The organism is Cellulomonas fimi (assembly GCF_012952065.1).
Classification (GTDB): Bacteria; Actinomycetota; Actinomycetes; order Actinomycetales; family Cellulomonadaceae; genus Pengzhenrongella; species Pengzhenrongella fimi_A.
In genome coordinates this window covers 1-24,418 of sequence record NZ_JABCJJ010000025.1, presented here as the reverse complement: position 1 = coordinate 24,418, position 24,418 = coordinate 1, and the positions used below count along the sequence as shown (strand labels likewise).

Annotated in this window: 18 protein-coding genes and 2 pseudogenes; 7 read left to right on the top strand and 13 right to left on the bottom strand. The window is 69.1% G+C overall.

What is annotated here, in order from left to right:
* Positions 1-19 precede the first annotated feature (19 nt).
* Entirely contained in the window at positions 20-625 is a 606-nt protein-coding gene (locus HIR71_RS13210; protein ID WP_169325533.1) for an NADPH-dependent FMN reductase, read from the top strand.
* 45 nt (positions 626-670) lie between these two features.
* Here HIR71_RS13210 and HIR71_RS13205 read toward each other — a convergent pair whose 3' ends face one another.
* Positions 671-1,726 carry a zinc-dependent alcohol dehydrogenase family protein gene (locus HIR71_RS13205; protein ID WP_169325532.1) on the bottom strand — a complete coding sequence of 352 codons (1,056 nt, stop codon included), beginning with the start codon at positions 1,724-1,726 and terminating at the stop codon, positions 671-673.
* Between the two features lie 128 nt (positions 1,727-1,854).
* Positions 1,855-2,514: a LysE/ArgO family amino acid transporter gene (locus HIR71_RS13200; protein WP_169325531.1), complete on the bottom strand. Its 660-nt coding sequence runs from the start codon at positions 2,512-2,514 to the stop codon at positions 1,855-1,857.
* Positions 2,515-2,544: 30 nt separating this feature from the next.
* Between HIR71_RS13200 and HIR71_RS13195 the strand changes: the two genes are divergently transcribed.
* Positions 2,545-3,432, top strand: coding sequence for a LysR family transcriptional regulator ArgP (locus tag HIR71_RS13195; protein ID WP_169325530.1), 888 nt, complete (start codon positions 2,545-2,547; stop codon positions 3,430-3,432).
* A 168-nt stretch (positions 3,433-3,600) separates the two neighbouring features.
* Entirely contained in the window at positions 3,601-5,226 is a 1,626-nt protein-coding gene (locus HIR71_RS13190; RefSeq protein WP_169325529.1) for an FAD-dependent monooxygenase, read from the top strand.
* 229 nt (positions 5,227-5,455) lie between these two features.
* On the opposite strand, the gene HIR71_RS13185 is transcribed toward HIR71_RS13190, so the two are convergent.
* The 3 genes and pseudogenes from HIR71_RS13185 to HIR71_RS16970 form a co-directional block, all read right to left on the bottom strand.
* Positions 5,456-6,472: a hemolysin family protein gene (locus HIR71_RS13185; protein WP_169325528.1), complete on the bottom strand. Its 1,017-nt coding sequence runs from the start codon at positions 6,470-6,472 to the stop codon at positions 5,456-5,458.
* Positions 6,469-7,860: a hemolysin family protein gene (locus HIR71_RS13180; protein WP_211374180.1), complete on the bottom strand. Its 1,392-nt coding sequence runs from the start codon at positions 7,858-7,860 to the stop codon at positions 6,469-6,471. The genes HIR71_RS13185 and HIR71_RS13180 overlap by 4 nt, the downstream gene beginning before the upstream one ends.
* A gap of 509 nt (positions 7,861-8,369) precedes the next feature.
* Positions 8,370-8,477: pseudogene (locus HIR71_RS16970) on the bottom strand (AAA family ATPase); the annotation flags it as partial.
* Between the two features lie 301 nt (positions 8,478-8,778).
* On the opposite strand from HIR71_RS16970, the gene HIR71_RS13170 reads away from it, so the two are divergent.
* Positions 8,779-9,963, top strand: coding sequence for a site-specific integrase (locus HIR71_RS13170; RefSeq protein WP_169325527.1), 1,185 nt, complete (start codon positions 8,779-8,781; stop codon positions 9,961-9,963).
* Between the two features lie 399 nt (positions 9,964-10,362).
* Here HIR71_RS13170 and HIR71_RS13165 read toward each other — a convergent pair whose 3' ends face one another.
* The 4 genes from HIR71_RS13165 to HIR71_RS13150 are packed head-to-tail and all read right to left on the bottom strand — an operon-like array spanning position 10,363 to position 12,900.
* Positions 10,363-10,794 (bottom strand): hypothetical protein, encoded by a 432-nt coding sequence (locus tag HIR71_RS13165; RefSeq protein ID WP_169325526.1) that lies wholly within the window; start codon positions 10,792-10,794, stop codon positions 10,363-10,365.
* The gene (locus tag HIR71_RS13160) at positions 10,794-11,087 is read right to left on the bottom strand and encodes a hypothetical protein (protein ID WP_169325525.1); all 294 of its coding nucleotides are present in this window, start codon (positions 11,085-11,087) and stop codon (positions 10,794-10,796) included. Before HIR71_RS13160 ends, HIR71_RS13165 begins: the two co-directional genes overlap by 1 nt.
* Positions 11,084-12,484, bottom strand: coding sequence for a hypothetical protein (locus HIR71_RS13155; protein WP_169325524.1), 1,401 nt, complete (start codon positions 12,482-12,484; stop codon positions 11,084-11,086). The genes HIR71_RS13160 and HIR71_RS13155 overlap by 4 nt, the downstream gene beginning before the upstream one ends.
* The gene (locus HIR71_RS13150) at positions 12,481-12,900 is read right to left on the bottom strand and encodes a hypothetical protein (protein ID WP_169325523.1); all 420 of its coding nucleotides are present in this window, start codon (positions 12,898-12,900) and stop codon (positions 12,481-12,483) included. Before HIR71_RS13150 ends, HIR71_RS13155 begins: the two co-directional genes overlap by 4 nt.
* A 447-nt stretch (positions 12,901-13,347) precedes the next feature.
* Between HIR71_RS13150 and HIR71_RS13145 the strand changes: the two genes are divergently transcribed.
* The 3 genes from HIR71_RS13145 to HIR71_RS13135 all read left to right on the top strand — a co-directional run bounded on the left by HIR71_RS13145 (position 13,348) and on the right by HIR71_RS13135 (position 17,976).
* Positions 13,348-14,064, top strand: a complete 717-nt coding sequence (locus HIR71_RS13145; RefSeq protein ID WP_169325522.1) for a hypothetical protein — start codon at positions 13,348-13,350, stop codon at positions 14,062-14,064.
* A 145-nt stretch (positions 14,065-14,209) separates the two neighbouring features.
* A complete protein-coding gene (locus HIR71_RS13140; protein WP_169325521.1) occupies positions 14,210-16,303 on the top strand; it encodes a hypothetical protein in 2,094 nt (697 codons plus the stop codon).
* Complete coding sequence (locus HIR71_RS13135; RefSeq protein ID WP_249051863.1) at positions 16,243-17,976, top strand: Hsp70 family protein; 1,734 nt, start codon at positions 16,243-16,245, stop codon at positions 17,974-17,976. The genes HIR71_RS13140 and HIR71_RS13135 overlap by 61 nt, the downstream gene beginning before the upstream one ends.
* A gap of 6 nt (positions 17,977-17,982) precedes the next feature.
* Here HIR71_RS13135 and HIR71_RS13130 read toward each other — a convergent pair whose 3' ends face one another.
* The 4 genes and pseudogenes from HIR71_RS13130 to HIR71_RS13115 all read right to left on the bottom strand — a co-directional run bounded on the left by HIR71_RS13130 (position 17,983) and on the right by HIR71_RS13115 (position 23,954).
* Complete coding sequence (locus HIR71_RS13130) at positions 17,983-21,351, bottom strand: DEAD/DEAH box helicase (protein WP_169325519.1); 3,369 nt, start codon at positions 21,349-21,351, stop codon at positions 17,983-17,985.
* Between the two features lie 413 nt (positions 21,352-21,764).
* Positions 21,765-21,986: a phospholipase D-like domain-containing protein gene (locus HIR71_RS13125; protein ID WP_311836273.1), complete on the bottom strand. Its 222-nt coding sequence runs from the start codon at positions 21,984-21,986 to the stop codon at positions 21,765-21,767.
* A gap of 157 nt (positions 21,987-22,143) precedes the next feature.
* Positions 22,144-22,524 (bottom strand): annotated as a pseudogene (locus HIR71_RS17695) (ATPase, T2SS/T4P/T4SS family); the annotation flags it as partial.
* A 650-nt stretch (positions 22,525-23,174) separates the two neighbouring features.
* Entirely contained in the window at positions 23,175-23,954 is a 780-nt protein-coding gene (locus HIR71_RS13115) for a CpaE/TadZ family protein (protein ID WP_169325518.1), read from the bottom strand.
* Between the last annotated feature and the right edge of the window lie 464 nt (positions 23,955-24,418).

Sequence of the window (24,418 nt, the reverse complement as noted above, 5' to 3'; positions counted from 1 at the left end):
CCTGGAATCGAGGACCACCATGGCCGAGTACACGATCGGGTACTTCGTGGGCAGCCTCTCCGCCGGCTCGATCAACCGGACGCTCTCCCGCGCCCTGGTCCGGCTGGCTCCCGAGGAGCTCGCGTTCACGGAGATCCCGATCAGGGACCTCCCGCTCTACGACTACGACCACGACGCCGACTACCCGGCGCAGGCGCGTGCGCTGAAAGACGCGATCTCGGCGTCGGACGGCATCCTGTTCGTCTCCCCCGAGTACAACCGCTCGATCCCCGGACCGCTCAAGAACGCCATCGACTGGGGGTCGCGGCCCTGGGGCCAGAACTCGTTCGCGCGCAAGCCGACGGGGATCATCGGCGCTTCTCCGGGCGGTATCGGCACGGCCGTGATGCAGGCCTCCATGCGGAGCGTGCTGAGCTTCCTCGACGCGCCGCAGCTCAACACCCCCGAGGCCTACATCACGTACAAGCCCGGTGTCTTCACCGACGCCGGCGAGGTGACCGACGAGACCACCGCGGGCTTCCTACGGCACTACATGGAGGAGTACTCCGCCTTCGTCCAGCGGGTGCTCGCCGCGAACGCGCCGGGGCACATCGGCGACCCGCAGGTCGACTACTCCCGCAAGTGAGTGCAACCGGGGCACCCGGCCGGCACCTCGTCGCGCGGCGGCTCCTCAGCCGGTCATGAGGACCTTGATCGCCTTGGTGCTCGCCGCGTCACCGAACGTCTCGTACGCCGACTCGACGTCGGACAGCGCGAAGCGGTGGGTGACGAAGGCCTCGGCGGGCAGCTTGCGCTGCGCGACGAGCTTGAGCAGCATCCCGAGCGTGTCCGTGTTGACCAGGCCCATCGTGATGGCGATGTTCTTGATCCAGAGGTCCTGCAGGTCGAGCTGGACCGGCTTGCCGTGCACCCCGACGTTCGCCACCGTGCCGCCCGGCCGCACGAGGTCGACGCACATCTGGAAGGTGGCGGGGATGCCGACCGCCTCGACCGCCACGTCGACGCCGAACCCGTCCGTCAGGTCCATGACCTGCTGCTTCCAGGCGTCCGTGCCGGACACGACGCTGTGGGTCGCCCCGACGGTCCGGGCCAGCTCGAGCCGGTTCTGGTCGAGGTCGATCGCGATGACCTGCGCCGCGCCGTAGAGGCCGGCAGTCGCCATCACCGCGAGCCCGACGGGACCGGCGCCCACGACGGCGACCGTGTCGCCCGGCTTCACGCGTCCGTAGCGCACGCCCATCTCGAACCCGGTAGGGAAGATGTCGGAGAGAAGGACGGCCGCGTCGTCGGGCACTCCCGCGGGGAGCTTGTAGAGCGAGTTGTCGGCGAACGGGATCCGCACCATCTCCGCCTGGGTGCCGTCGATGAGGTGCCCCAGGATCCAGCCGATCCCCGGCGCGCCCTCGTCCGCCAGGCAGTGCGACGGGTTGCCGCTGCGGCAGTACGTGCACACCCCGCACGAGCTGATGCACGCGATGATGACCCGGTCGCCGACCGCGATGTTCCGGACCGCCGAGCCGACCGCGAGGACCGTCCCCACACCCTCGTGGCCGAGGATCCGGCCGTCCGTGACGGCCGGCACGTCACCCTTGAGGATGTGCAGGTCCGTCCCGCAGATCGTGGTCGCGTCGATCCGGACGACCGCGTCGGTCGCATCGACCAGCTGCGGATCGGGGACCTCTTCCCAGCTCTTGGTGCCAGGTCCGTGGAAGACGAGCGCCTTCATGATGCCTCCGGTGTGAGCGGCGGGCCGCGTTGCCCGCCCCTCCACACTCACCCGCCGCACCCACCGGGACCAGGGCCCTAAGTCACGTGGCGACGTCGTCGGGCCGGGCTCAGCGGGTCGAGCGCCTCTCACACCGTGGCGAGCACCAAGGAGGCGGCGAGGGACAGCATGACGACGGCGATCGAGGCGTCGAGCACCCGCCAGGCCCGGGGTGCGGAGAACAGGGGGCGCAGCAGCGCGGCGCCGTAGCCGAGCGCGGTGAACCAGAGGGTGCTGCCGGCGACCGCCCCGGCGGCGAACCACCACTGACGGCCCGGATGGCTCTGGGCGATCGAGCCGAGCAGGACCACGGTGTCGAGGTAGACGTGCGGGTTCAGCCACGTCAGCGCCAGCGCCGTCGCGATGGTGGCCATCACGGAGGGGGGCGTCGTCCCGGGCTGGGGTGCGAGCGCCTGGGGACGCGCCGCGCGATGCGCCGCCATGAGCCCGTACACGGTCAGGAACGCCGCACCCGCGATCCGCACCGCGTCGAGGACCTCCGGCCGGGTCCGGACCACGGCACCGGCGCCGGCGACGCCGGCCGCGATGAGTGCGGCGTCGGACAGCACGCACACGAGCACCACGGCGCCGACCCGATGGCGACGCAACCCCTGCCGCAGCACGAAGGCGTTCTGGGCGCCGATCGCGACGATCAGGGACAGGCCGAGCCCGAAGCCGGCCGCGGTGCTGAGGAGCTCGGGGGTCACGCGTCGACCGTAGGCGTCGGCGAACCCGTGAGAGAAGCGCATGTTTCTGCGGCGGAGTTAGCATCGCTGTTCATGGAGCTGGACCTGGCGCAGCTGCGCGCGCTGAGCGCGGCGGTCTCCGAGGGCACGTTCGAGGCGGCTGCGCGTGCCTTGCACGTGACGCCCTCGGCGATCAGTCAGCGCCTCCGCGCCCTGGAGGTCAGCACCGGCCGGGTGCTGCTGGTACGCAGCAAGCCCGTGCGGGCCACCGAGTCGGGTCGGGCCCTGCTGCGCCTGGCGCGGCAGATCGACCTGCTGACCAGCGACGCCCTGGGAGAGCTCGGCACCGGGTCGCCGGGCCGCGGCGTGCAGACCGTGCAGCTCGCCGTCAACGCCGACTCCCTGACCACGTGGGTGCTGCCCGCGCTGGCCCCGTTCGCCGGCGAGGTGTCGTTCGACATCCACCGCGACGACGAGGAGCACACGGCCGCCCTGCTGCGCTCGGGCACCGTCGTCGCGGCGATCACCGCCGACGCCGAACCGGTCGCCGGCTGCTCCGTGACCCGCCTGGGGGCGATGCGGTACCGGCCGTTCGCGGCCACCTCCTTCGCCCGGCGCTGGTTCTCCGACGGCCCCTCGGGCCCCGGCCTGGCGCACGCCCCCGTCGTCGTCTTCGACCGCAAGGACGACCTGCAGCACCGCTACCTGCGAGAGCGCGGCGTCGACCCGGCCGGGCCGCCGACCCACTACGTGCCCTCGTCGGCGGACTTCCTCACCGCGATCCGCCTCGGCATGGGCTGGGGGATGCTGCCGGACCTGCAGAGCCGCCGGCACGAGGCGGCCGGGGACCTGGTCGACGTCGACCCCGCAGGGGCGATCGACGTCAGCCTGTACTGGCAGCAGTGGAAGCTGCGCTCCCCCACGCTGGACCGCGTCGCCGCCGCGGTCACCGCTGCCGCGCGCAGCGACCTGACCCAGTGACGTCGTCCCATTCCGTCACGCCGATCTGGGACCGCGGCGAGGAACCGGTCGCCCTCCAGCGGGCGGACGACGGGAGATGGGAGCGTGGGTCAGGAGACGTCAGGAGACGTCAGGAGACGTCAGGAGCAGGGGCCCAGGAACGTCCCTGGCCAGGGCATAGCGTGACCCATGAGCACGGTCCCGTTGGCGCGCGGCACCTCGGAGATCGACGTCCTCGTGGTCGGCGCCGGCCCGACCGGACTGGCGTCGGCCGCGCTGCTGCAGTCCTACGGGGTCGCCTTCCGTCTCATCGACCGGCTCGCCGACCGCGTCCAGGAGTCCCGGGCTCTGGCTGTCCAGCCGCGCACCCTGGAAGTGCTCGCCGGGCTGGGCGACGTGACGCGCGACCTCGTCTCACGCGGCAACCGGGCGGTCCACCTGCACCTCCATGCGCCCGGACGGGTCGTCGACGTCCCCCTGTTCGACGCCGGCCTGCGCGACACCGCCCACCCCTACCTGCTGTTCGTCTCCCAGGCGGTGACCGAGGCGGTGCTCGGTGCGCACCTCACCAGCCGTGGGGTGGCGCCCGAGCGCGCGGTCGAGCTGGTCGGGCTCCAGCAGGATGCGAACGGGGTCACCTGCACGGTGCGGCACCCCTCCGGCAGCGACGAGACGATCCGGGCGGGCTACGTCATCGGGTGCGACGGCGCCCGCTCGACCGTCCGCCGGCTGGCGGGCATCCCCTTCGAGGGCGCCGCCTACCCGCAGTCGTTCCTGCTGGCCGACGTCGAGGCCGACGGCCTGGCGACCGGCGTCGCCCACGCCTTCCTCGCCGACGCGGGGCCGCTGTTCTTCTTCCCGCTGGGCAGCCCCGCGAGCTGGCGCGTGCTCGCGATGCGACCGCGCGACGACCCCACCCCACCGGGCGTGCCGGTCACGCTCGCCCGGGTCCAGGCGCTCGTGGACGGCTACACCGGCGCGACGGTGCGGCTGCGGGATCCGGTCTGGATGACGGACTTCCGCCTGCACAACCGCGGGGCCGTCCGCTACCGCGACGGCCGGGTCTTCCTCGCCGGCGACGCCGCCCACATCCACAGCCCCGCCGGCGCCCAGGGCATGAACACCGGCATCCAGGACGCCGCCAACCTGGCCTGGAAGCTCGCCCTCGTCAGCTCCGGTCGCGCAGTTCGGCAGCTGCTCGACACCTACGAGCCGGAGCGCGGCCCCGTGGGTCGCCGGGTCCTGCGGTTCACCGACCGGGCGTTCACCGCCGCCACCTCGACCCGTCCGGTCCTGCGGTTCGCCCGCACGCGACTCGCCCCCCGCGTCCTGCCGTTCGTCCTGCGCATCCCCGGCGTGCGCGGCGTCGCGTTCCGGACCGTCGCCGAGCTGACGATCGGCTACCGCCACAGCGTGCTCTCCGCGCGCACCACGCCTCGGCGCCGGCTGCGTCCCGGCGACAGGGTCCCCGACGCGCCGGTCCTGTGCGACGGCGAACCGCGGACGCTCCACACGGCGCTCGCCACGCCCGGGTTCCACCTGCTGCTGTGCGGGACCGCCGAGGCGTGGCCGCCGTCGTCGTGGGAGAACCCCTGTCCCGGCGCGCTGACCGTGCACCGGCTCAGCCGGGACGAGCTGCCCGGCGCGCTGCGGGACCGCACCGGGCTCGCGCTCCGACGGCTCGACGCGGATCGTGGTGCGGCCAGCCTGCTGGTGCGACCCGACGGACACCTCGCCTGGCGGGGCGACACCGATCTCGCTCCCCTGCGGGCGTACCTCGCGCGATGGCTCGGGCATCTGGGCGGACATGCGTGACGGCACCTGCGGCGAGGAGCAGGACCGCTCGCCGGAGCGGTCCTGCTGCTCCTCCCCGAGGCGCTCGAGTCCGGCTGGGTGCTCGAAGGAGACGACGATCCTGACGTGGCGGGCCATCCTGGGCGACGACGTCTGCGTGATCCCGATCCTTCTCGGTGCCTCTGCGAACGACCTCGCGGCGCGCGGCTGCTCCGCGAGGTCGAGGAGTCGCCGAGCACCCCGAGCTCGGTCAGGGGGCGGGTGCTGTGGTGCGAGGGAACAGCCGGCTGAGGACATCGGCGAGGGTCACGACTCCGACGAAGGTCTCGGCGTCGCTGACGACGGCGAGGTGGTTTCGGGACTCGCGCATCGCGGTCAGGGCGCTGTAGACGGGCGTGTCTGCGCCGATGGTGAAGGCCGGTCGCATCAGGTCCAGGACCGGGCGGTCCTCGGGCTCGGTGAGAGTGTCACGCACGTGCACGACCCCCTCGACGGAACCGGTGGTGCCGACCAGGATGCGCAGGTGTCCGGTCGCCCGGGTCGCGGCCCGGACGTCCTCGACGCTGGCACCGGCGGGTACCGCCGCGAGCCGCGCCCCCTCGGGCACCAGGTCGCGCACGGTCAGGGTCTGCAGCTCCAGTGCGCCGGCGAGCTGGGCGGAGTAGCTGGCGTCCAGGGCGCCCACGTTGGCCGAGTGCTCGACGAGGTGGCGCAGGTCGTCGGGGTTCTGGCCCGAGGCGAGCTCGTTGGTGGGTTCGACGCCGACCTTGCGCAGGCACCAGTTGGCCATCTCGTTCAGCGCGGTCAGCAGCGGGCGGGTGAGGAACATGAACCCGCGCATGGGGATCGCCAGCACGGTCGCGGACGTCTCAGGGTGCGCGATCGCCCACGACTTGGGGGCCATCTCTCCCACCACCAGGTGCAGGAAGGTCACCAGGATCAGCGCCAGGACGAACCCGGCCACGTCCGCGAGCCACACAGCGACGCCCCACGTCTCGAACAGCGGGGTCAGCCAGTGCTGGACCGCCGGCTTGGTCAGCGCGCCGAGGGCGAGGGTGCAGGCGGTGATCCCCAGCTGGGACCCGGCCAGCAGCACGGTGAGCTCGGTGGAGCTGCGCAGGGCCGCCCGGGCTGAGCGACTGGTGGCGGCGGCGTCCTCCAGGCGGTGCCGCTTGGCGGCGAGCAGGGCGAACTCGACCGCGACGAAGAACGCGCTCAGCGCGATCAGGGCGGCGGTCACGACGGTGAAGACGACGGGGTTGCTCATCGGTCGTCCTCCTCGTCCTCGGACGTCACAGCGTGCTCGGCGTGCTCGGCGGGGACGGTCACCCGGACGGTCGCCGGGACGTGGCGGTCGATCGCGAGGACGTCGACCCGCATCCAGACGGCTTCCGGCTCGTCCGCGCGGGCCAGGTCCGCCGGGTCCGGCGGCAGCTCGAGGATGACGCTGATGCCGACGTCGGGCAGGGCCCCGTGCTCGGCGATGACCAGCCCGGCGATGGTCTCGTAGTCCCCACGCGGCAGGTCGTGCCCGACGGCGCGTTCCACCTCATCGATGTGCACGTCCCCGGGCATCACCCACGTGCCGTCATCGGCCACCGGGACGTAGGCGGGCTGGGCCGCGTCGTGCTCGTCCGTGATCTCCCCGACGAGCTCCTCCGCGAGGTCCTCCAGCGTCACGACACCGGCGAAGCCGCCGTACTCGTCCACCACGCACGCCATCGGGTTCTTGCTCTCGGTGAGCAGACGGAGCGCGTCCGGCAGCCTCATCGACGTGGGCACCATCACCGCGGGCCGGATCAGGTCGTTCAGCGCCGCGGCGTCCAGATGCTCCGCGACGAGGACGTCCTGCAGATGCACGACGCCGGTGACCTGGTCGTCGTCGTCGAGCACCGGGTAGCGGGAGTGTCCGGCACTCATGAACGTGCGCACCTGCCCGACGCTGTCGTCGATCCGGACGACGTCGACGCGGGCGCGCGGGATCATGGCGTGCTCGACGTCGCGTTCGGGAAAGTCCAGGATCCGGTCCAGCAACAGAGACAGGTCCTCGGGCAGGTCGCCGCTCTCCCGGGAGTCGGCGACGATGTGCTCGAGGTCCCGCACGGTGGCCGAGTGCTCGACGTCGTGCACCGGCTCGATGCGCAGCGCCCGCAGCAGGACGTTGGACGCCTGGTCGAAGACCCGGATCAACCAGCCGAAGACCTTCAGGTACAGCGTGGTCGACGTCGCGAGTCTCAGCGCCACCGGCTCGGGTCGGGCGATCGCGAGGTTCTTCGGGAACAGCTCCCCGAACAGCATCTGGACGAACGTGGAGAACAGCAGCGCCAGGACCGTGCCCACCGCGATGCCCACGCCTGTCGGGACCCCGACCCCCCCGAGCGCCTCGCCCAGCGACTGCCCGATCAGCGGCTCGGCGACATAGCCCACCAGCAGCCCGGTCACCGTGATGCCGAGCTGGGCACCGGACAGCATGAACGACGTCCGCCGCGTCACCGCCAGCGCCCGCCTCGCGCCCGCGTCGCCGGCAGACGCACGCGCGTTCAGCCGGGACCGGTCGACCGCCATGTAGGCGAACTCCTGCGCCACGAAGTACCCGGTCACCGCGGTGATCGCCAGCACGACCAGGATCCCCAGAAGGAGCGAGAGCACCCACATCAGCGCGTTCCCCCCGTCGCCGCGTCATCGATCCGCAGTTCTGGGGGGCTCGTACTGTCGCCGTCCAATGTCTCTCCTGGGCCGATTGATCACTTGCCTACGGCGCCACAACGCGCGCCGCCCGCCCGTGGTTCCGCGGGCGGCCACTCTAATCCAGCTCGTCGCCGATGACGCGCGCAGGTGGCGCCTTGGGCAGCGCGCAGACCGACCGCCAGCGAGGCCGCGACCACCCCGCAGATACTCCCCCGTCGTTCGGAAACGATGCTGGTCGATGGACTCGACCTCCATGCGCACCTGGCGTCGCGCGAGCGCAGCCGCCTGCACCGGAGGCACGAGCCGTCGTCCCGACACCGGCGCCGTCCGCACCGCACCGGAACCGCACCGGAACCGTGAAGCCGACTCGGAGCTGGCCGCGACCAAGAGCCCCCACGTAGCCGAGCCCGGCTGACGGTACTGCGCTCGGACAGCCAACCAACCGGAGCTGTCCGGGAAACCGGGTCAGGCTCCGTGGTGCTCTGCGCGGCTTCGATGACGTCGTTGGTGATGGTCTGCAGTTCGTTGATCTTCAGCACCCGCTCGATCTGGGGGAAGAGGCGTTCGAGGAGCCGGAAGGCGCCAGCCACGCACCCCGACATGACAAACACCCGAACCCACGTTCCCGTGGGTCCGGGTGTCGCCGATGTCCTGAGACATCACACCGTCGGGCTGACAGGATTTGAACCTGCGACCCCTTGACCCCCAGCGGCTACCAGGCCACTTCCGACGTCCGCCGGTGTCCGTCGACGTGCAGGTCAGACCGGGTTTGTGGCCGCTGGTGACCGTGCCCGTGCGGCCTCATACGCTCAGAGATGGTTCCCGAGATGGTTCCCGAAATCTCTGCCGAGAGCGGGCGCGCACGGCGCCCAGGTGAGGTGCCCGGTGGCGCAACGAGTCCAACGAACCCGACGGCGCGAGAACGGTCAAGGCGCCATCTCCTACGACGCTCACGCGGGCTGCTGGATCGGCCTGCTCGACGTCGCGAGGGACGAAGGCCGTCGCGTCCGGACGAAGGTGCGCGGGCGTACGCGGGCCGAGGTGCGCGACAAGCTCGACGCGCTCCGGGTGCAACGCGAGGCGGGCATCGACATCGGCGCTCGGACCCTCACCGTCGGGCAGCTCATCGACCTGTGGTTCGAGCGTGGCGCACCGGTCGACGTCACCGAGAACACGATCTACAACTACCAGAAGATCCTGCTCGGTCACGTCGCACCCGCCATCGGTGAGGTGCGAGTGTCCGAGCTCAAGGCGAGTGACGTCGAGAAGATGCTTGACGACATGGCCGGGCGCGGAATGTCCGCCTCCAGCCTGCGCCACGCTCTGAACCTCACCCGACGGGTCCTGAAGTTCGCCGTCCGGCGGGACCTCGCGATGCGCAACGTCGCGGATGCAGTGCTGACACCTCGCGGCCCCAAGGCCGAGCGGTACGGGCTCAGCGTCAAGCAAGCCAAGAGGCTGCTCGAGGTCGCCGCCAGCGACCGCCTCGGCAACCTCCTGACCCTCTCCCTCCTGCTCGGCCTGCGCCCGGGCGAAGCAGCGGGGCTGACCTGGGAACACGTCAAGACCAAGGGAAAGCGGCCCTCGATCACCGTCGCGACGAGCCTGCGGCGCACTCCCCTGGGCGCCCTGGTGCTCGTTCCGCCGAAGACGCCGACCAGCCGACGGACGCTCGAGATCCCTCCCCCAGTCGTCAGCGCACTCAAGGCCCAGCGCCGCCAGCAGAAAACCGAACGCGAGATCGCCGGTCGCGCCTGGCAGAACACCTACGACCTGGTCTTCACCACCGAGCTGGGCACGCCGCTCGACCCCTCCAACGTCCGCCGCACCTACATGCGGCTCGCCCGATCAGCCGGCCTTGAGCACCTGCACCCGCACATGCTCCGGCACGCTGCCGCCAGCCTGCTCTCGGCAGCCGGGGTCCCGATCGAGGACATCGCCGACACCCTGGGCCACCGCTCGGTCAACGTCACCGCCGAGATCTACCGGCACCCCATCGCGCCGATCCGGTCCGGGCACATGGCCGCCATGCATCAGCTCGCGACGCGACCGGAACGCAGCGGCTCGTGAAAGCACTGTTCGGCGTGGTTAGGCTGCGCGCCCCCGCGCACCCGGATGACCGCCATCAGACACGAAGGGGCGGTTCGACACCGTTCCGGTGTTCATCCGCCATCACCAGCTCCGGCACGCGTCCCCACTGCGTCAGCTAGGTGTCACCGCCTCTACCAGTTGCGTCGTCATCAGCTCAGCGAACGCCGTGCGGATCCCCAAGCCGTCAAACGCGAAACCCCACAACACCAGCGCCGCAAATGCCAACGGCGCCAAGCGCACAATAAGGCGAAGAACCACCACGCACCACCTTCGAATTCGCGGCCGACCCAGCGCCGGCGCCCGCAAACCGTCTCAGCCGGCCCCGACATGCCTCACCCGGATGGAGCAGCGTCTGTCACCTTGAACGTTGGCGGCTGGTCAGGCTGGCGTCAGTGCCGCGAAACCGCCGGTGACCAGGGCGACCTTTCCGCGCTCGTGCCAGCCCGCGGTGCGGGCGATGGCGTGGAGCACGATCGTCGTGTTGACCTGGTCCAGGCGGCTTAGCAGGTCGCCGAGGGGTTGCTCGAGGACGTGGCCTGCCAGGCCGACGGCGACCTGCAGCATCGCGGCCTCGGAGCCGGCTGCCGGGGCACGCCTGGCCAGTTCGGCGGCTGCGGCCCAGTCGATGCCGATGCACCCGGGTCCGTCGTCGCTGACCCAGAGCACCGTCCGTGTGAAGTCGAGTCGATGCAGCCAGCCCCTGTGAGCGAGCAGTAGCTCGACGGCGGCCTCGGCGGGGTAAAGCCCACGCGCCCAAGCCCGTAGACCGGTGGCGATCTGCTCGAACGTCAGGTCGTCGATCTCGGACATCACGGGGCTCCTCCCGTCGGCCGGGTCGCTTGTTGTGCGGTTCGACTACGGCCGACCAACCCGAGGTAGGCCTCGTCCCGGTTCAGATCTGCCCGTTCGGCGATGACCGCGGACAGCGACGTGATCGTCACCATCAGGTGGTCCGCGACGATCGAGATTGCCGGCCCGTCGGCACCGTCCGAATCCTGGTGGAGCTCGGCCCAGTAGCTCTCCAGCCGCTCGTCGTAACCCCACGCCGAACGCTGAGACCAGCCGGGCAGATCGATCGGACGCACGAAAGGGTGGCGGGTCATGGCTCGCGTCTCCCGATCGGCTCATGGCTGACCATGCGCACGGCGTCGGCGCGCAGTGGCTCGGCGTGCAGGGTGAGTCCGCCGGCGCCGGTGAGCGCCTGGATCCGCACTGTCGCCACTCGGGTGTACAGGCTCTCGACGAGGCGGAGCTGCTGCTCGCCCGCCGGGGCGAGGCGACCGGTGAGCTTCGCGGCTGCCAGCACCTGGCTGTCGGTGATTTCCTCTCCCGTCAGGATCCGGCCCGGGACGTAGATCTGGTGGGCACGGGCCATCCGCGCGACGGTCGTCCGGTTCCAGGTCGCGATTTCGGTAGTCATCTGGACCGCCCCGGCCAGCGCCTGGCCCAGGCGCCTAGCGTCGCGTGGCGGGAGTTCCGGCGGGGGCGCGGCCAGCGGCGCCACTGGACGAAGGAGGTGGCCAAGGTGATGCAGGTGCTCGGTGACGCGCGGGTCGGCGGACTCGGCTGCTTGCCACGGGAACAGCGCCCGGGACAAGTCCTGCCACGCCTGTCCACGCTGGACCAGTGCCCCGCGGCGGGGGCCGGCGGGGATAGTCGGTTGGGCGGTGGGGTCGCCGCCGAGGAATGCCAAGGCATGGGCATGCACCGCGACACCGAGGGTGGCGTAGGCCTTGAGGGTGTCCACGGACGGGTGATCCGCCCGCGCCATCTCCCACGCGTTCCGGCGCAACCGCAGCATGCGGTCGTAGATCTCGCCGGCCGGATCCCCGGTGCGGATCGGTGCCCCGGCGGCGGTCAGCTGCTCCAGCTGCGCCCAGGTGGGCAGCGACCCGACGCCGGCCACGTCCCTCGCAAGAGCGTGCACCTCGGCCAGGTCGGGCACCAGGTCCGTGATCTCCTGCCAGGACACTCCCGCTTGCAGCGCCCGCAGCGCGAGGTGGTCCGTACCGGACAGCAAGGTGGCCGCGATGTCCCCCACCTGGGCTAGGCCAGCCTGGCGGGCCGCCGGATGGCGCAGGACCGCGTCCACGTCCGGTGTACGAGGCGCGCCGGACGCGTCGACGTGCGTCGCCAGCAGGTCTCGCGCCGCGCGAACACTCCGCGCCGCATCTCCCCACGGAGACTGGCTCACCCGCGCACCCACCCAAGCCCACGGCGGCTTTGACCCCACGACCTCGTGGAGGGCCTCCCCCAGCCGCACTGCGGCACGCTCCCGCGGATCCGGCGTCGCCGACGCGACGATGCCCGCAGTCCGTGTCGGCTCCAACAGCGCCCAGGTGTGCTCCTTCAACGACAGCAGCAGCTCACGGAAGTCCCGCATCGCGCCCCGGGCGAACTCCGGTTCCTCCAGCGGCAGCCCCTGCATCCAAGCAACACCGGCCTGGATCCCGATCGCCGCCCGCAGCATCAGGTCCCCGTACGTCGCCGGCACGTTCACCACGCACCGCCGGAGAGCTTCAGTCGCGCGGCCGAAAGGAGCGAGGAGACCCGTGCGCCAAGCAACGTCGACGTGACGTCCGGGCCGGCATGGGCCGCGGCATCGATGACAGCCCGCTCCGCAGCGACAACCAGATCGACCACGGCGGCTGCGACGGACTGACCGTCGACCCTCGAAAGCTCCCCGAGGTCAACTGCGGCCCGGCCGACCTCGGGAGGAACAACCGATTCGAGCTCGGTGAGTGCGAACGACAGGTCCAGGGCTGCGTAGGTCAGGCGGACGGCCAAGTCAGTGCTCGACGGGTCAGTGCCATTCAGAGCGGCCTGACCCGCTGCGTACACCAGAGTCCAAGCGCCGCCCCATCCGACTGCGCCAGCGACGAGCGACTCGGCTTGCTGGCGCTGTTCCGCATCCATCCCAGGTCCCGTCCGACGGTCGACCCGCCTGTCCCGTCACGTTCACGTCTCACCCTGCGCGGCGGCACCCGCGGGGCGATTCGGCGGGTTCCGAGCTGTGGATGGAGTCGCTCTACAAGTAGGTGTGCACGGCGAGCCGTGAACATCGGGCTGCGGGCGAGTTGCTGTCAACGACGCGCAGCGGTCTCTTGCCGCCCGTACAGCTCGCAGGTGAGAGCCGAGAAGGCCGAGCAAGGCATCGGAGAGCAGCGACTCGCATGGACCCTCACGGCGGGTGAAGGCGGCATACGCACCAACGAGCCTTCGGCCGGTCGCTGGGATTCTCGACTCTGGATCGCTCACCTCGTGCGGGATTCGGCCGATGCGCCGCGTGCAGGCGTCCCGCCGAACTTCTTGAGCCCGAACTGACGGCCCAAACCCCGGAGCACCCACTTGAGCAATGAATCCATGATGGGCCGCCTGCTGGAGGAGATTTCCTGGGAGGGCGGTCGGGTCAAGCAGTACCGCAAAGGCGGCCAAGGCATGGAAAACGTGCTGTCAGCACAGGTGCTCCAGGCCCTGGACCACTTGCCTCGCGATCGCTTCCTCGGCGCAGTCCTCCGCGATGCGCACGGCGCCACCTCTGCCCGGATGAGAGTCGCGGAGGAAGCGGAGGTGCTCGAGCTCACCTTCCTCCCGGACGAAGTCCTCCTGACATGTCACGACGCCAAGGTGCAGCCCGACGCCACACTCACCGGCCCGTCGAGCTACTGCTTGGTCGAGGCGAAGGGGCCGGGGCGCTCGCGCTTCAATACGCTTCAGCTGTCACGCGAGTACCTTGCGTTGCTCGAGCAGGCGGGCGAGCGCACCCCGCTGATGCTGCTCGTCCTCGGTGCACCACCGCCGGTCCGCTTGGCGGGTGGTGGGGTCCATAACCCGGTGGACGTGATCGCGCGCGAGCTTGGGCAATTGGCTCCTGTCGTCCTCGACGCACGGAACGAAGCGGCCCTCGTCGCACGCGTTCCGGAGGTCCTCGCCTGGACCACCTGGCGCGAGATCGCCGACGTCGTCATGCGGCAGGTCAAATCCATCGACACGAGCGACCGTAGCGTCGCGTCAGCGATCGGACGCGTTGCCTCGAGCCTCGTGCGCGCCGTCGACTGGCACTCGAGTGCGCGACCTTGAGCCCGTCGGCGCTGCAGGAGGACCTCGCAACGCGGTGTGTTCTGGGTGGGACGGGAGTGCAAGTCCTTGAAGGGTGTCCCACCGACGACTCTCCATCAGTTCGCGGACGCACGGCGCCACGGTCTTCGATCGGTAGAGTCCGGCTGTGAAACGCGAGCGTCTGATGGTTGAGCTTGGCCACGATCAGTCGATGCGGCGGATCGGGACGGTCGAGGTCAAGCCCGGCGGCCAGTGGCTCGTCACGTGGCCCGACGGCGGCCGAGAAGAAGTCAGGCCAGGGGCACCCGCGCGCGACGGTGGCCGCTACATGGGAGTCATCGCTGAGAGCCTGCAGCACCGCTTGATCGTCGACCGAGGTGAGGTCGAACGGTTGCTTGCATCGGATCCGGCAGCGGTCTTCGTCTCGGTGTTACGCGGTCAGGAGCGCGCCCTGACGTCGCGCCAGCTCGTCGAGGCGGTCTCAACCAACAGGTTCGATCCCGACGATGTCAGTTCCGCCTGGCGCAGGGCGCGAAAGTCGCTCGAGTCGCGAGATGACATCAAGGTCCAGGGCGATGGTGCCCGGCGAAAGTACCGATGGTTCGCCGCCGAGACGTCAATCGACCGGGCCGACGACGTCGCGTCGCCCAGCGGGGAGGTCCTGGGCGCCGACGGCCGACCTACACCGCCCGAGCTGTCTCCGGAAGGAGAAGAAGTCAAGGTGCAGGCGACCGTATCGATCGCCGACGCAGACGCGAAGAGCCCAGATCCGAGCAGACCTGCCGAACGAGACTTCGCCAAGGACCTTCACCTCTTGGCTCGCGGTCGAGAGCTAGACGTCGAGATCTCGGCCCTCGCGCCTGTCGTCGCGCAACAGCCGGCGGCGGTTCAGGCGCTCTTCGCTGCGCTTACTGATCAGGACGTGGGCCGCGCCGCCGCCAACGCCAGCCTGGCGGTGCTCGAGAGCGGGACCATCTTGTCCACGATCGCCGATGACGTGCTCCTGGCAGCGTGGCCTCGTCTTAACGGCCCGCGAGGTGCGTTTGTGCTCGCGACAGCGCGCCCCTCGAAGTTCGTTGACGCCCTCGACGTCGTCGAACTCCTCGGTGCTGAAGGCGCCGCGGCGCTCTTCGACCGAGCGGCCGATGAAGCGAGGGGCGCAGCGCGACGCGGATCGAAGGAGGCGGTCCGGGGACTCGGTTGGTTGCTCGATCGTGTCCTTCACAGCAAACGTGCACACGAGCTCGATCTGAGTTTCGTCGCGCGGGTCGCGGCTTCAGAGTCGATTCGGTTCGACGAGGGCCGGCTCGAGCGCCTGACAGCCGCCATCGCGGGGATTGTCCGACGCGTAGGAACGAAGGGGTGGCAACGACTCGCGGTCGTAGAGTGCGCGGCACTGGCCCGTCGCAGCGCCATGCTGCCGCTGACGGAGCACGGTGGGCGAGCGCGACTCCTGGCTGCGATTCACGGCGTGGACCCGGCAAGCGCCGTCGATACGGTGTGGTGGTCGAACATCACGGCTGACGACCTGGCGGCTGCTGCCGGGGCCGCTCTCGGGAAGGTGCTCGACGATCCCCAGGTCGAGTCCGCGATCACTCGGCCGCGCTACCTCGCCGCTTTGGACGAGGCGACGACCCGCCGGCGCGTCATGCAGCTGCTGGCGGCGCCGCGAGTCATCGCACGCTCCGCGTCGCTGGCTGCGGTGACGGCCGCACTCGCCCGCGCGGCGGAGAACGATGACGTGCTGGTGGGCTGGATGTCGGCCCTCCGAGATGAACAGGGCCGCAAGGCGCTGGAGACCGAGCTGGCTCGTTCTCGATCCGAGCTCAGCTCGGCGCAGGCCAAAGCCACGACGGCAAACGATCGCGCCGAGCGGGCCGACGAGAGGATGCGGGTGGTCGAGGAAAGGCTCCGCGCCGCGGGCGAGGCGACGGACCGGCTACGCGATTCCCAGACGCGCCAGGTGCGGATCGACGCGATGCGGGCTTTGGCGTCCCTCGCTGGATATGTCGAGAAGTCGATCAGCCAGCAGTCCGCCGAACGTGTCGTGATGCGAGTTCGTGCAATGACGGCCCGGGAAGGTCTCACCCCGCTGGGTGAAATCGGCGCGACGGTCCCGTACGAACCCGACAAGCATGACCTTGTCGGACCCGCCGCGCAGATTGGAACCGCAGTGATTGTCAGACACTCCGGGTACACATGGGCCGGACCCGACGGCGAGCTTGTGCTCGCTCGAGCGATGGTCGAGCAGATGACATAGGGAGACCCGCCTTGGCAACGTCGCCGTATACCGTCGGAATTGACTTCGGCACGAGCACCACGCTCCTCGCTGAAGGCCTCCCAGCAGGAGGTTCCGATGTGGTGCCGATCGGCCATAGCGAGCCATGGCTACCCTCCGTGGCCACGTTGAACGGTGGCAGTCAGCTGGTCGTAGGTGAGGACGCACATCTCCGGAGCCCGGCGAGTCTCATCTCTTCGGTGAAGCGAGCCATCACCACGCGGCACGAGACCATCAGCAGTCCCGATGGTTCGGTGACGGCCAACGTCGACGAGGTCATCACCGCGATCCTGTTGGAGGTCGCACGACGCGCACGAGACAACCAGATCGACATCGCGGAGGAGGGTGCGGTCAGGCTCGGCTGCCCTGCGATGTGGGACGGCGACCAACGCTCGCGTCTACTCACGCTGGCGCAGAAGGCAGGGTTCGCGGTAGCCGCGTCCACGCTGATCGACGAGCCGATCGCCGCCGGACTGATGTGGATCAACGAACAACAACGTGACCGTCGGTACCTCGACAACGATCGAGTCCTCGTTTTCGACATGGGAGGCGGCACACTCGACGTCGCCGTACTGGACGTGACCACTGGACCGGGGCGCGATCCGCAGGTCTACGTCCTCGCCTCGAACGGAGTAGACGAAGCCGGAGACCGCCTCGACGAGGCGATCGCGAGTGATCTCGAGCGGATGCTTCAAGACCGCGGCGTGCTCGTCTCCGACCAACCAAACCCCCCGGTCGCGCGCGCGTACATCCAGCGCGCCGCGACCCAAGCCAAGATCGCGCTCACTGATCTCTCGTCCACGGATGTTCACATCGACTACGGCGACGGAGACCTGCCGCACCTCAGTTACACCGTCGGACAGCTGAACGATTGCCTGCGGCCGCAGATGGACCGTGCCTGGGGGCTCGTGGAGTCCACCCTGCGCGCTGCACTCCTCACGCACGAGAGCCGATGGATGCCCAAAGGTTTCCGAACGACCGTTGGGCTCAGAAACCTGCCGATGGCTGATTTGATCGAGACCATCAATCATGTGGTCCTCGTGGGCGGAATGTCTCGCATCCCCGGAGTCGCGCGATTCTTGATGGAGAGACTGCCGAAGTCACGCGTGCACACGTTTCCCGGCGATAAGTCTCAAGGGGCGATCGCAGCAGGGCTGGCCGAGCCCATACCGTACGAGCAAGTCAACCTCCACCTTCCCGGCTTCGATTTCGTTCTCGACATCCCCGGACGTTCGCCGATCACCCTCTATCGGGCTCACACACCGTTCTACCGATGGTGGGAGGCACAAACCAAAGCAAGAGTATTTTACTCCTGGCCTGAGGGCAAAACAGCGTATGAGCCCGCGGCTGCGCGCAACCTGCCCCAGTCCGGCGATGCGACACTGCGTGTTGTTGCTCTCGACGGGTCAGTCGTGGCGATGCGCGGCGCCAACGAGAAAGACACGAATGGCCTGCGGATCAACTTTGGTTTCCGAACTCCCAGGTTCACCCTCGCCCCGGACGGAACTATGACGTTCGTCGACGGCCATGGTCACGAGCAGAGGCTCCGCATCGAGCGTTGGCCAGCGCTGCGCTCGGGACAGGGGAAGCTGCTGGTTCGCGTTGAAGAGGCGCGCTGGGTGCCGGACGATCGACGAGCCTGGGACACGAAGTAGGCGAACTCAGGCGCCGACCACGTCGAGCAAAGCAACCGTCTGCACCGACATGGACATCTCCCGGTGCGCAACGACCGTGGCTTGCAAAGAGTCGAGTTCCGCGCGGATGTTTCGCAGCCGTCCTTCGTTCATCCGGATCACTCGAGGGTCGCGACCGTCCGCACGCACCGTCGCGAGACTCGCCAAAGCCCTTCTCTCTTTGATGAGCAATGCCTCACGTCGGGACTGCGTACGGCCTGCCACTAGTGCGTCATTATCAAGCCGTCGTCGCTCCTCCTCTGGCGCTAGGCGTGCCCAGGCGCTGGACTCGAGCTGTCGATGAAGACGCTCGACTCCAGTCCATGGTGCGCCAGGAGCGTCTACGAGCGTTCCCTCCGCCAGAGCAGTCAAGACTGCGGAGCCGACGACGTCGGACACCTCGCCGGTGCCGACGTCGATCGCGGTGGCGACCAACTCACGCGAGGGACGAATTCCCGTTGTTTCGACGAGATCGATCTGGACGGCGAACCGGCGCCCCGCGTCGATGTCCGGGACGGCCACTCGGCCAAAGCGGCGCAGGTGAAGGTCGTCGGATTCCAACGAGGCCAACGCCACGTCGACGAGGGGGTGGCGCGCAGAGAGCAGCTCAACGTCATGCCGACTAGCGAGCTCAGCATCGAACGTCACCTCCAGTGGCTCCCCCGCGCGCAACTTCGCCTCAAGCGCTGCGACCGGGTACTTGCTGCCCCGATCCGCCTTGCGCTCACGCCGTCGCACCTGGAAGAAGCGTTCGGCCAGTTCAGAGTTGCCTCGCAGCACCCAGACGCCCTTGCGCCGGGCGGGACCAAGAGTCGCACCGGTCGCCCGCATCAATCGGTCCATAATGGACTCGATCTCGCTGGCGCCGACATAGCGGCCATCGGCGGGCCCGGACTCCGTCATGCCGTCGATCTTCAGTTGGTCGATCGTCGTCAGCGTTGCGCGCTCAGTCTCTAGCTTCTTGATCTGGGCGCTTCGCGTCTCTATGGCAAGAGCAATCTCGTCCGCGCGCCGAGCTCGTTGTTCCGGCGTCAGCCGGGGATCAAGCAGCCGCGTCGCGACGTCTCGGAACTCATCACGAAGGATCGGCTCGAGGTCGCCAATGGAGTCCTGGAAGATCCCGATGCGCGTGTACAGGCGGGCGATGATGTCGGACTCGATCGTCCCCGGCACATGCATGTTGATGATGAGGATCTTTTCGTGCTGCTGGCCGAACCTGTCGAGCCGACCGATCCGCTGCTCGACGCGCATCGGGTTCCACGGCAGGTCGTAGTTGACCAACACGTTACAGAACTCAAAGTCGAGACCCTCGGACCCCACCTCACTCACTACGAGGATGTCGAACACGCCGGCGCGGAAGTCGTCGATGATCGGCTGCCGCTCCTCCATCTTCACGCCACCGTGCATCGCACGAACATCGAAGTCGGCAGCGCCGAGCCGCTCCATCAGGTAGGAGATCGTCCCGCGAAAGGTCGAGAATATCATCGCCTGCCGAATGCCCTGCCGCCGCAGGTCTACAAGCTTTTCCAGCAGTGCCTCGAACTTCGAGTCCCGGCCCAACGGTCTAGCGAGCACAGGGATATCGTTCAACTCCTCGAAGGCGACCTCCTCGGGGTCTTCATCGGAGTCGTCGATCGAGTTGCGGAAGAGGCTGGCATCTCGCGTGCGTAAGGTCTCTTGGGTCGCTGCAAGGCAGCTCGCCGCTTGGCGCAGCGGCATCTGCATCGCGAACCCCGGAGGTGTTCCTGCGGCGAGGGCGCGTGCCATGTAGTACCCGACGACGGAGTCGTAGTAGTCCTTCTCTGCCCCGCTCCAGTCGACGCGGACCTCGTGCACCTCGCGGATTGCTTTGGCGTCGGGGACGTCCACCTTGCGGGTCCTGGAGAGGACGGTGCTGAGGGTGTTGAGCTCGGCAACGAGACCCTTGATCTCTGACCGCTCGGCATCGTTGAGGTTGAGGGTGCCTCCGAGAAGTGCCTTCAGCCGCCCGAAGTCTGGGCGCGCGCTGATCGTCTTGCCGAACGTTGTCCTGGCCACAGCGTCCAGCTCGGTCCGCGCGGCGGACACATCTGCCCGTTGAGCGATGAGACGTGAGATCGCATTGAGGTGCTGGTTAGGTTCGAGTTGCTGCCGGAAGACATCGACGTCAGGGAACATCCCGTCATCCAGCAGGGTGAGCAGGTTGTACAGGTCCTCCGAACGGAGATTGATGGGCGTCGCCGACAAGAACAAGAGGTGGTCCGCCCAGTCCGAGAGCAGGGCACCGAGCAGGTTCGACCGCGTGCCCACGTTGCGGAGGGCATGGGCCTCATCCACGATCACGAGGTCAAACCGTGGAGGAATCCGGGTGAGACGTTCGAGGGTTTCCGTCGCGGTGCGGAGCGACTCGAGCGACACGATGGCGTGGAACTCGGGGTCTGCCCCATCGAGCAGCTGGTCCGCGAGGACATCGAGCTCACGCGGTCTGATGACCTCCAGCTGCCGATCGAACCGTCGGCGCATCTCCCTCTGCCACTTGAGCGTGAGCGATGACGGGACCACGACAAGCGTGCGGCGAAGCGGTGATCGCTGCTCGAGCTCACACCAGACGATCCCCGCCTCGATGGTCTTGCCGAGGCCCACCTCGTCGGCGATGAGGAGCCGCCCCGTTGGCGAATTGAGCATCTTCAGGGCGGGAATGAACTGGTAGGCGCGGAAGATCGTCTTTGACGCCTGGAACGAGTACAGAACGTTGCTGAGCGGTTTCCGCAACTTCGTCCAGGTGAGGGTGAGCGCTATGTCGGCCGCTGGAGCAGGGCCCTGCTCAAGCCAGAACTTGGGGTCGCGCGGGTCTCCGTCGATCCGCTCGATCGACGCTTCGCCGACATGTCGGATCTCTCCATCGATCGCAACCTCGATCCGGTAGCCGGCCGGGGTCGCCGTCACTCTGCGCACGCGGCCGGGAGCGTCAACGCCGGCGATACGGACCATGTCGTTGATCGCGAACGCAGATGCGCCCAGCAGCGGTCGAGCGTCCTCCCATGCTTCAGCCAGGGCCAGACGCGCGAGACCCAGGTGCCGGCGGGGCCCGTCATCGGTGAACTGGTGCCGCGCGCCTGCAGGATGGGTTTCCGCCTGCCCGTCTACGACGAGGAGCCCGTGCCACTCGCCTCTGCGGTAGACGGAGTAACACCCCTTGTGCAGTCCGACCTCTGCCGCGGTCGGAACTGTCTCCCGAACCTCAGCCGTCAAGGCTTCGAGCTGCGCGCGCACACCCTCTTCGGGCGAGCCAACCACAAGAACCCGGGCGAGTTGCTGCTGTGACTCAAACCCGAGTTCACCAGCGATCGGTCTGTAATACAGGTCGTCTTCCGCCATCACGACCCTCCTCCGGCGGCGACCTGCAGTCCGCGTGCCACACCGCCACGCGTAACCTGCGGCGCACCCCCGCGCGGTCCCTCGGTCGGCAGACCGAAGCGGTCCGAGGAGCTCAACACCATCACTGCCTTCTGTTGGGAATCCGGGCAAAGGCGGGTGTCGCCCGTTCCATCGACGTCGATCGTGCCATCGCAGACGAAGCCGGTGGGGTGAAACTCGGCTCAGGGTCACCCGTATGCCCGGCGCGACTCGGCGTTGCGGTGTCGGTGAACCTGCGGTTGGACGAGGGTGCAACCAGCCACTAGCCCGACGCCATCCTTGGCCCCAAGGCGTGGCAAAGACCGCCCTGCCCGCCCTCAGACATGACCGACGGAGCGAGACGCCGATCCACTCCTGCAGCCGCCCACCCGACGCTACGCCTCCAAGTACAAGACGCTCTCCGCTTCTCTCATCTCCCGTTCCACGGCGTCAGCCAGGTTGGAGTCATCCACGAGGACGCCAAGCTCGACGTTGCCGAACTCTGCGCTCCACGAAAAATTCGCACTCGTGACGACGATCCAGCGATGATCTATTGAAACGAACTTGGCGTGATTGCGCACCGGCTTGCCGTCGAAGTTGGAGGTTCGGAAAACCACCGACGGGCTCAGCCAGGTAGCGATTTCGGGCTCATCGCGATTGAGGGTGTAGTCGGGGTCTGAAGCCGCCGGTCTCGAGCAGGCTTCTGGCGATGTAGTTGGTGAGGTTGCGGAAGCCGAGGGCGGAGCCGCGCCGGCGCAGGTTCATCCGTAGCGCGTCGGTCACCAGGTCGGACAAGGTGACCTCACCGGCCCGCCGCCCAGCGCGGTCCTTCTCGCTGGACCCTTCCCGGGCCTCCATGGCGACCACCCGGGGATGCCGGTCCGGCAGGTCGTGCAGGTGCAGCTCGTACTCCTTCTCGATGGTCGCGAACCGTTCCATCGGGGCGAACTCGTTCGCCAGCGCCCGGATCAGAGTGGTCTTCCCCGCGTTCTGCAGGCCGGTGACCACGATGTTCTTGCCCGCCCGCAGCGCCGCCCGCAAGAACCCCGACAACCCGGTGTCCAGGGTGCCAAGCGTCACCAGGTCCTCCAGGTCCACGTCACGGACCCGGTGCCGGCGGATGACCACGTGCGGCTGCGGCGTCACCCAGGCCATCGCGGTCAGCCGAGACCCGTCGTCCAGGCGCAGGTGCAACACGGGGTGCGCCGAGGAGAACGTCCGTTCCGCCGACCCGGATCGGGCCGCCAGCAGCTGCAGCGTCTCGATCAGCTCCGCGTTCGACTCGGCCACCGCCGGTCCGACCTGGTCGCGGCCGTCGGCGTAGGACACCCACACCCGGTCGTGCCCGTCGACCTCGATGTTGTCCACGTCCGGGTCGTCCACGAGTGGCTGGAGACGACCCAGACCAAACAGCGCTGCCATCACCGCCCGCGCGGTGGCGAACTCCACCGCCTGGGGCCACGGGTCCTCGCCCGCCCGCACCCGGGCCCGGGCCCGCTGGGCGAGCTCGTCGGTGATCAGGGCCCGCGCGAGCTCCCGACGCGCGCCCGGGTCTTGGACGTGGTCGGCCTGCAACCGGGCCGCGAGCTGGCCGGCCACCGCGCCGCGGACCTCACGCACCAGCACGACATCGATCACCGAGAGCTCCGGCGCCGCCTCGGCACCGATCCACGGGGGGCCGGAGCCAGGGACCCCGGCCGGGTCGGCGGGCAGCACGTCCAAGGCCGGTATCGATACGAGGTGGGCGCGTCCGTTGGAGGAGTGCCCGTTGCGGCGGTACCCCGGTCGGGAGTGGTTGTCGTCGGTCATGACCGGACCCCCCGGACGGGTTGCAGTGCCTGGCTGGCGGCGGACAGGTCGGTGGCCAGCGCGCGTGCCCCGCGCAGGAGCGCGGAGTTCTCGAACCGCCGTCCCGTGCCACCTCCGGCCGTCAAGATGCCGGCGGCCCACCTGTCCTCGGGGAGGGTGAGCACACCCGACAACTGCAGCTCCTGGGCGATCTCCCGCGCCCCATAGGGTCCCGCGGCCCCGACCATCAACCCGAGCGTCCCCGCGGCCGGGCCTCGCAGGGTGCGCAGGGATCCGAGTGCCGCTCGGGCGCCGGTGATTGACGGCAGGGTCGAACGGAAGACCACCGCGACCACGTCCGCATGCTCCAGCAACGCGGTCGGCTCATACCGGTGACCCAGCCGCCCGACGTCGACGACCACATCCACCCCCGGCTCGCGCAGGGCACGGGCACCTTCGGCCAGCGTCGTCGCGAAATCCCGGACCGTGCGCCCCTGCGTCGGGTCGGTGATGCCGGTCAGCACCCAACGCGCACCGGTCTCGTCCAGCGCGACGGCGCGCTCGAGCAGCGTCCCGCCACTGACACCGGTGCGATCCGTTGCTGCGGCCAGGATGCCGCCGTCGGCCCCCACGCCCGCCCGCAGGAACCCGGGCAAGATGGCCGACCCGGCGACGTCCGCGTCGAGCACGAGCGAACGTCGCCCGGAGTGAACTAGAGGCAATGCCCACGCCACGGCCAACGCGGTCGTGGTCACTCCCGGCGCGCCCGTCGCGGAGCAGAACACCAGCATGCTCATTACCCCTCCTCCGGCGCGCGGGACTCGGCCGGTTGGAGCAGCAGTGCGAAGCGACCGGTGGCCGCACGAGTCGCCACCGCCGGTCCCTCACCCTCCGCGACCACAACATCCACGACCACCACGCCGTTGAGATCCGCCGGCCCGACCCGGACCACTTCGACGTCGAACGTCCGGGGAGAACTCGCGGGAGGATCGGCGTCCGCTGGGGGCGTGTCCACCACCAACAGCCGGTCACCAGGGCGCAGTCCGCCGGCAGGCATCCGCGCCGCGTCCAGCGCAAGGGGCACCAGCACCTCACCGGGCCCAGGAGGACCAACCCGCGTCACCTGCCCCGGTGCTAGGGCGTGTCTCCCTTATGCGCGTAGCCAGGTGAGGCAGGCGCTGAGGGTGGCGCCGGCGCGGTAGGTGATGGCGAGCTTGTCGTAGCGGGTGGCCAGGGCGCGCCACTGCTTGGCGTGGACGAA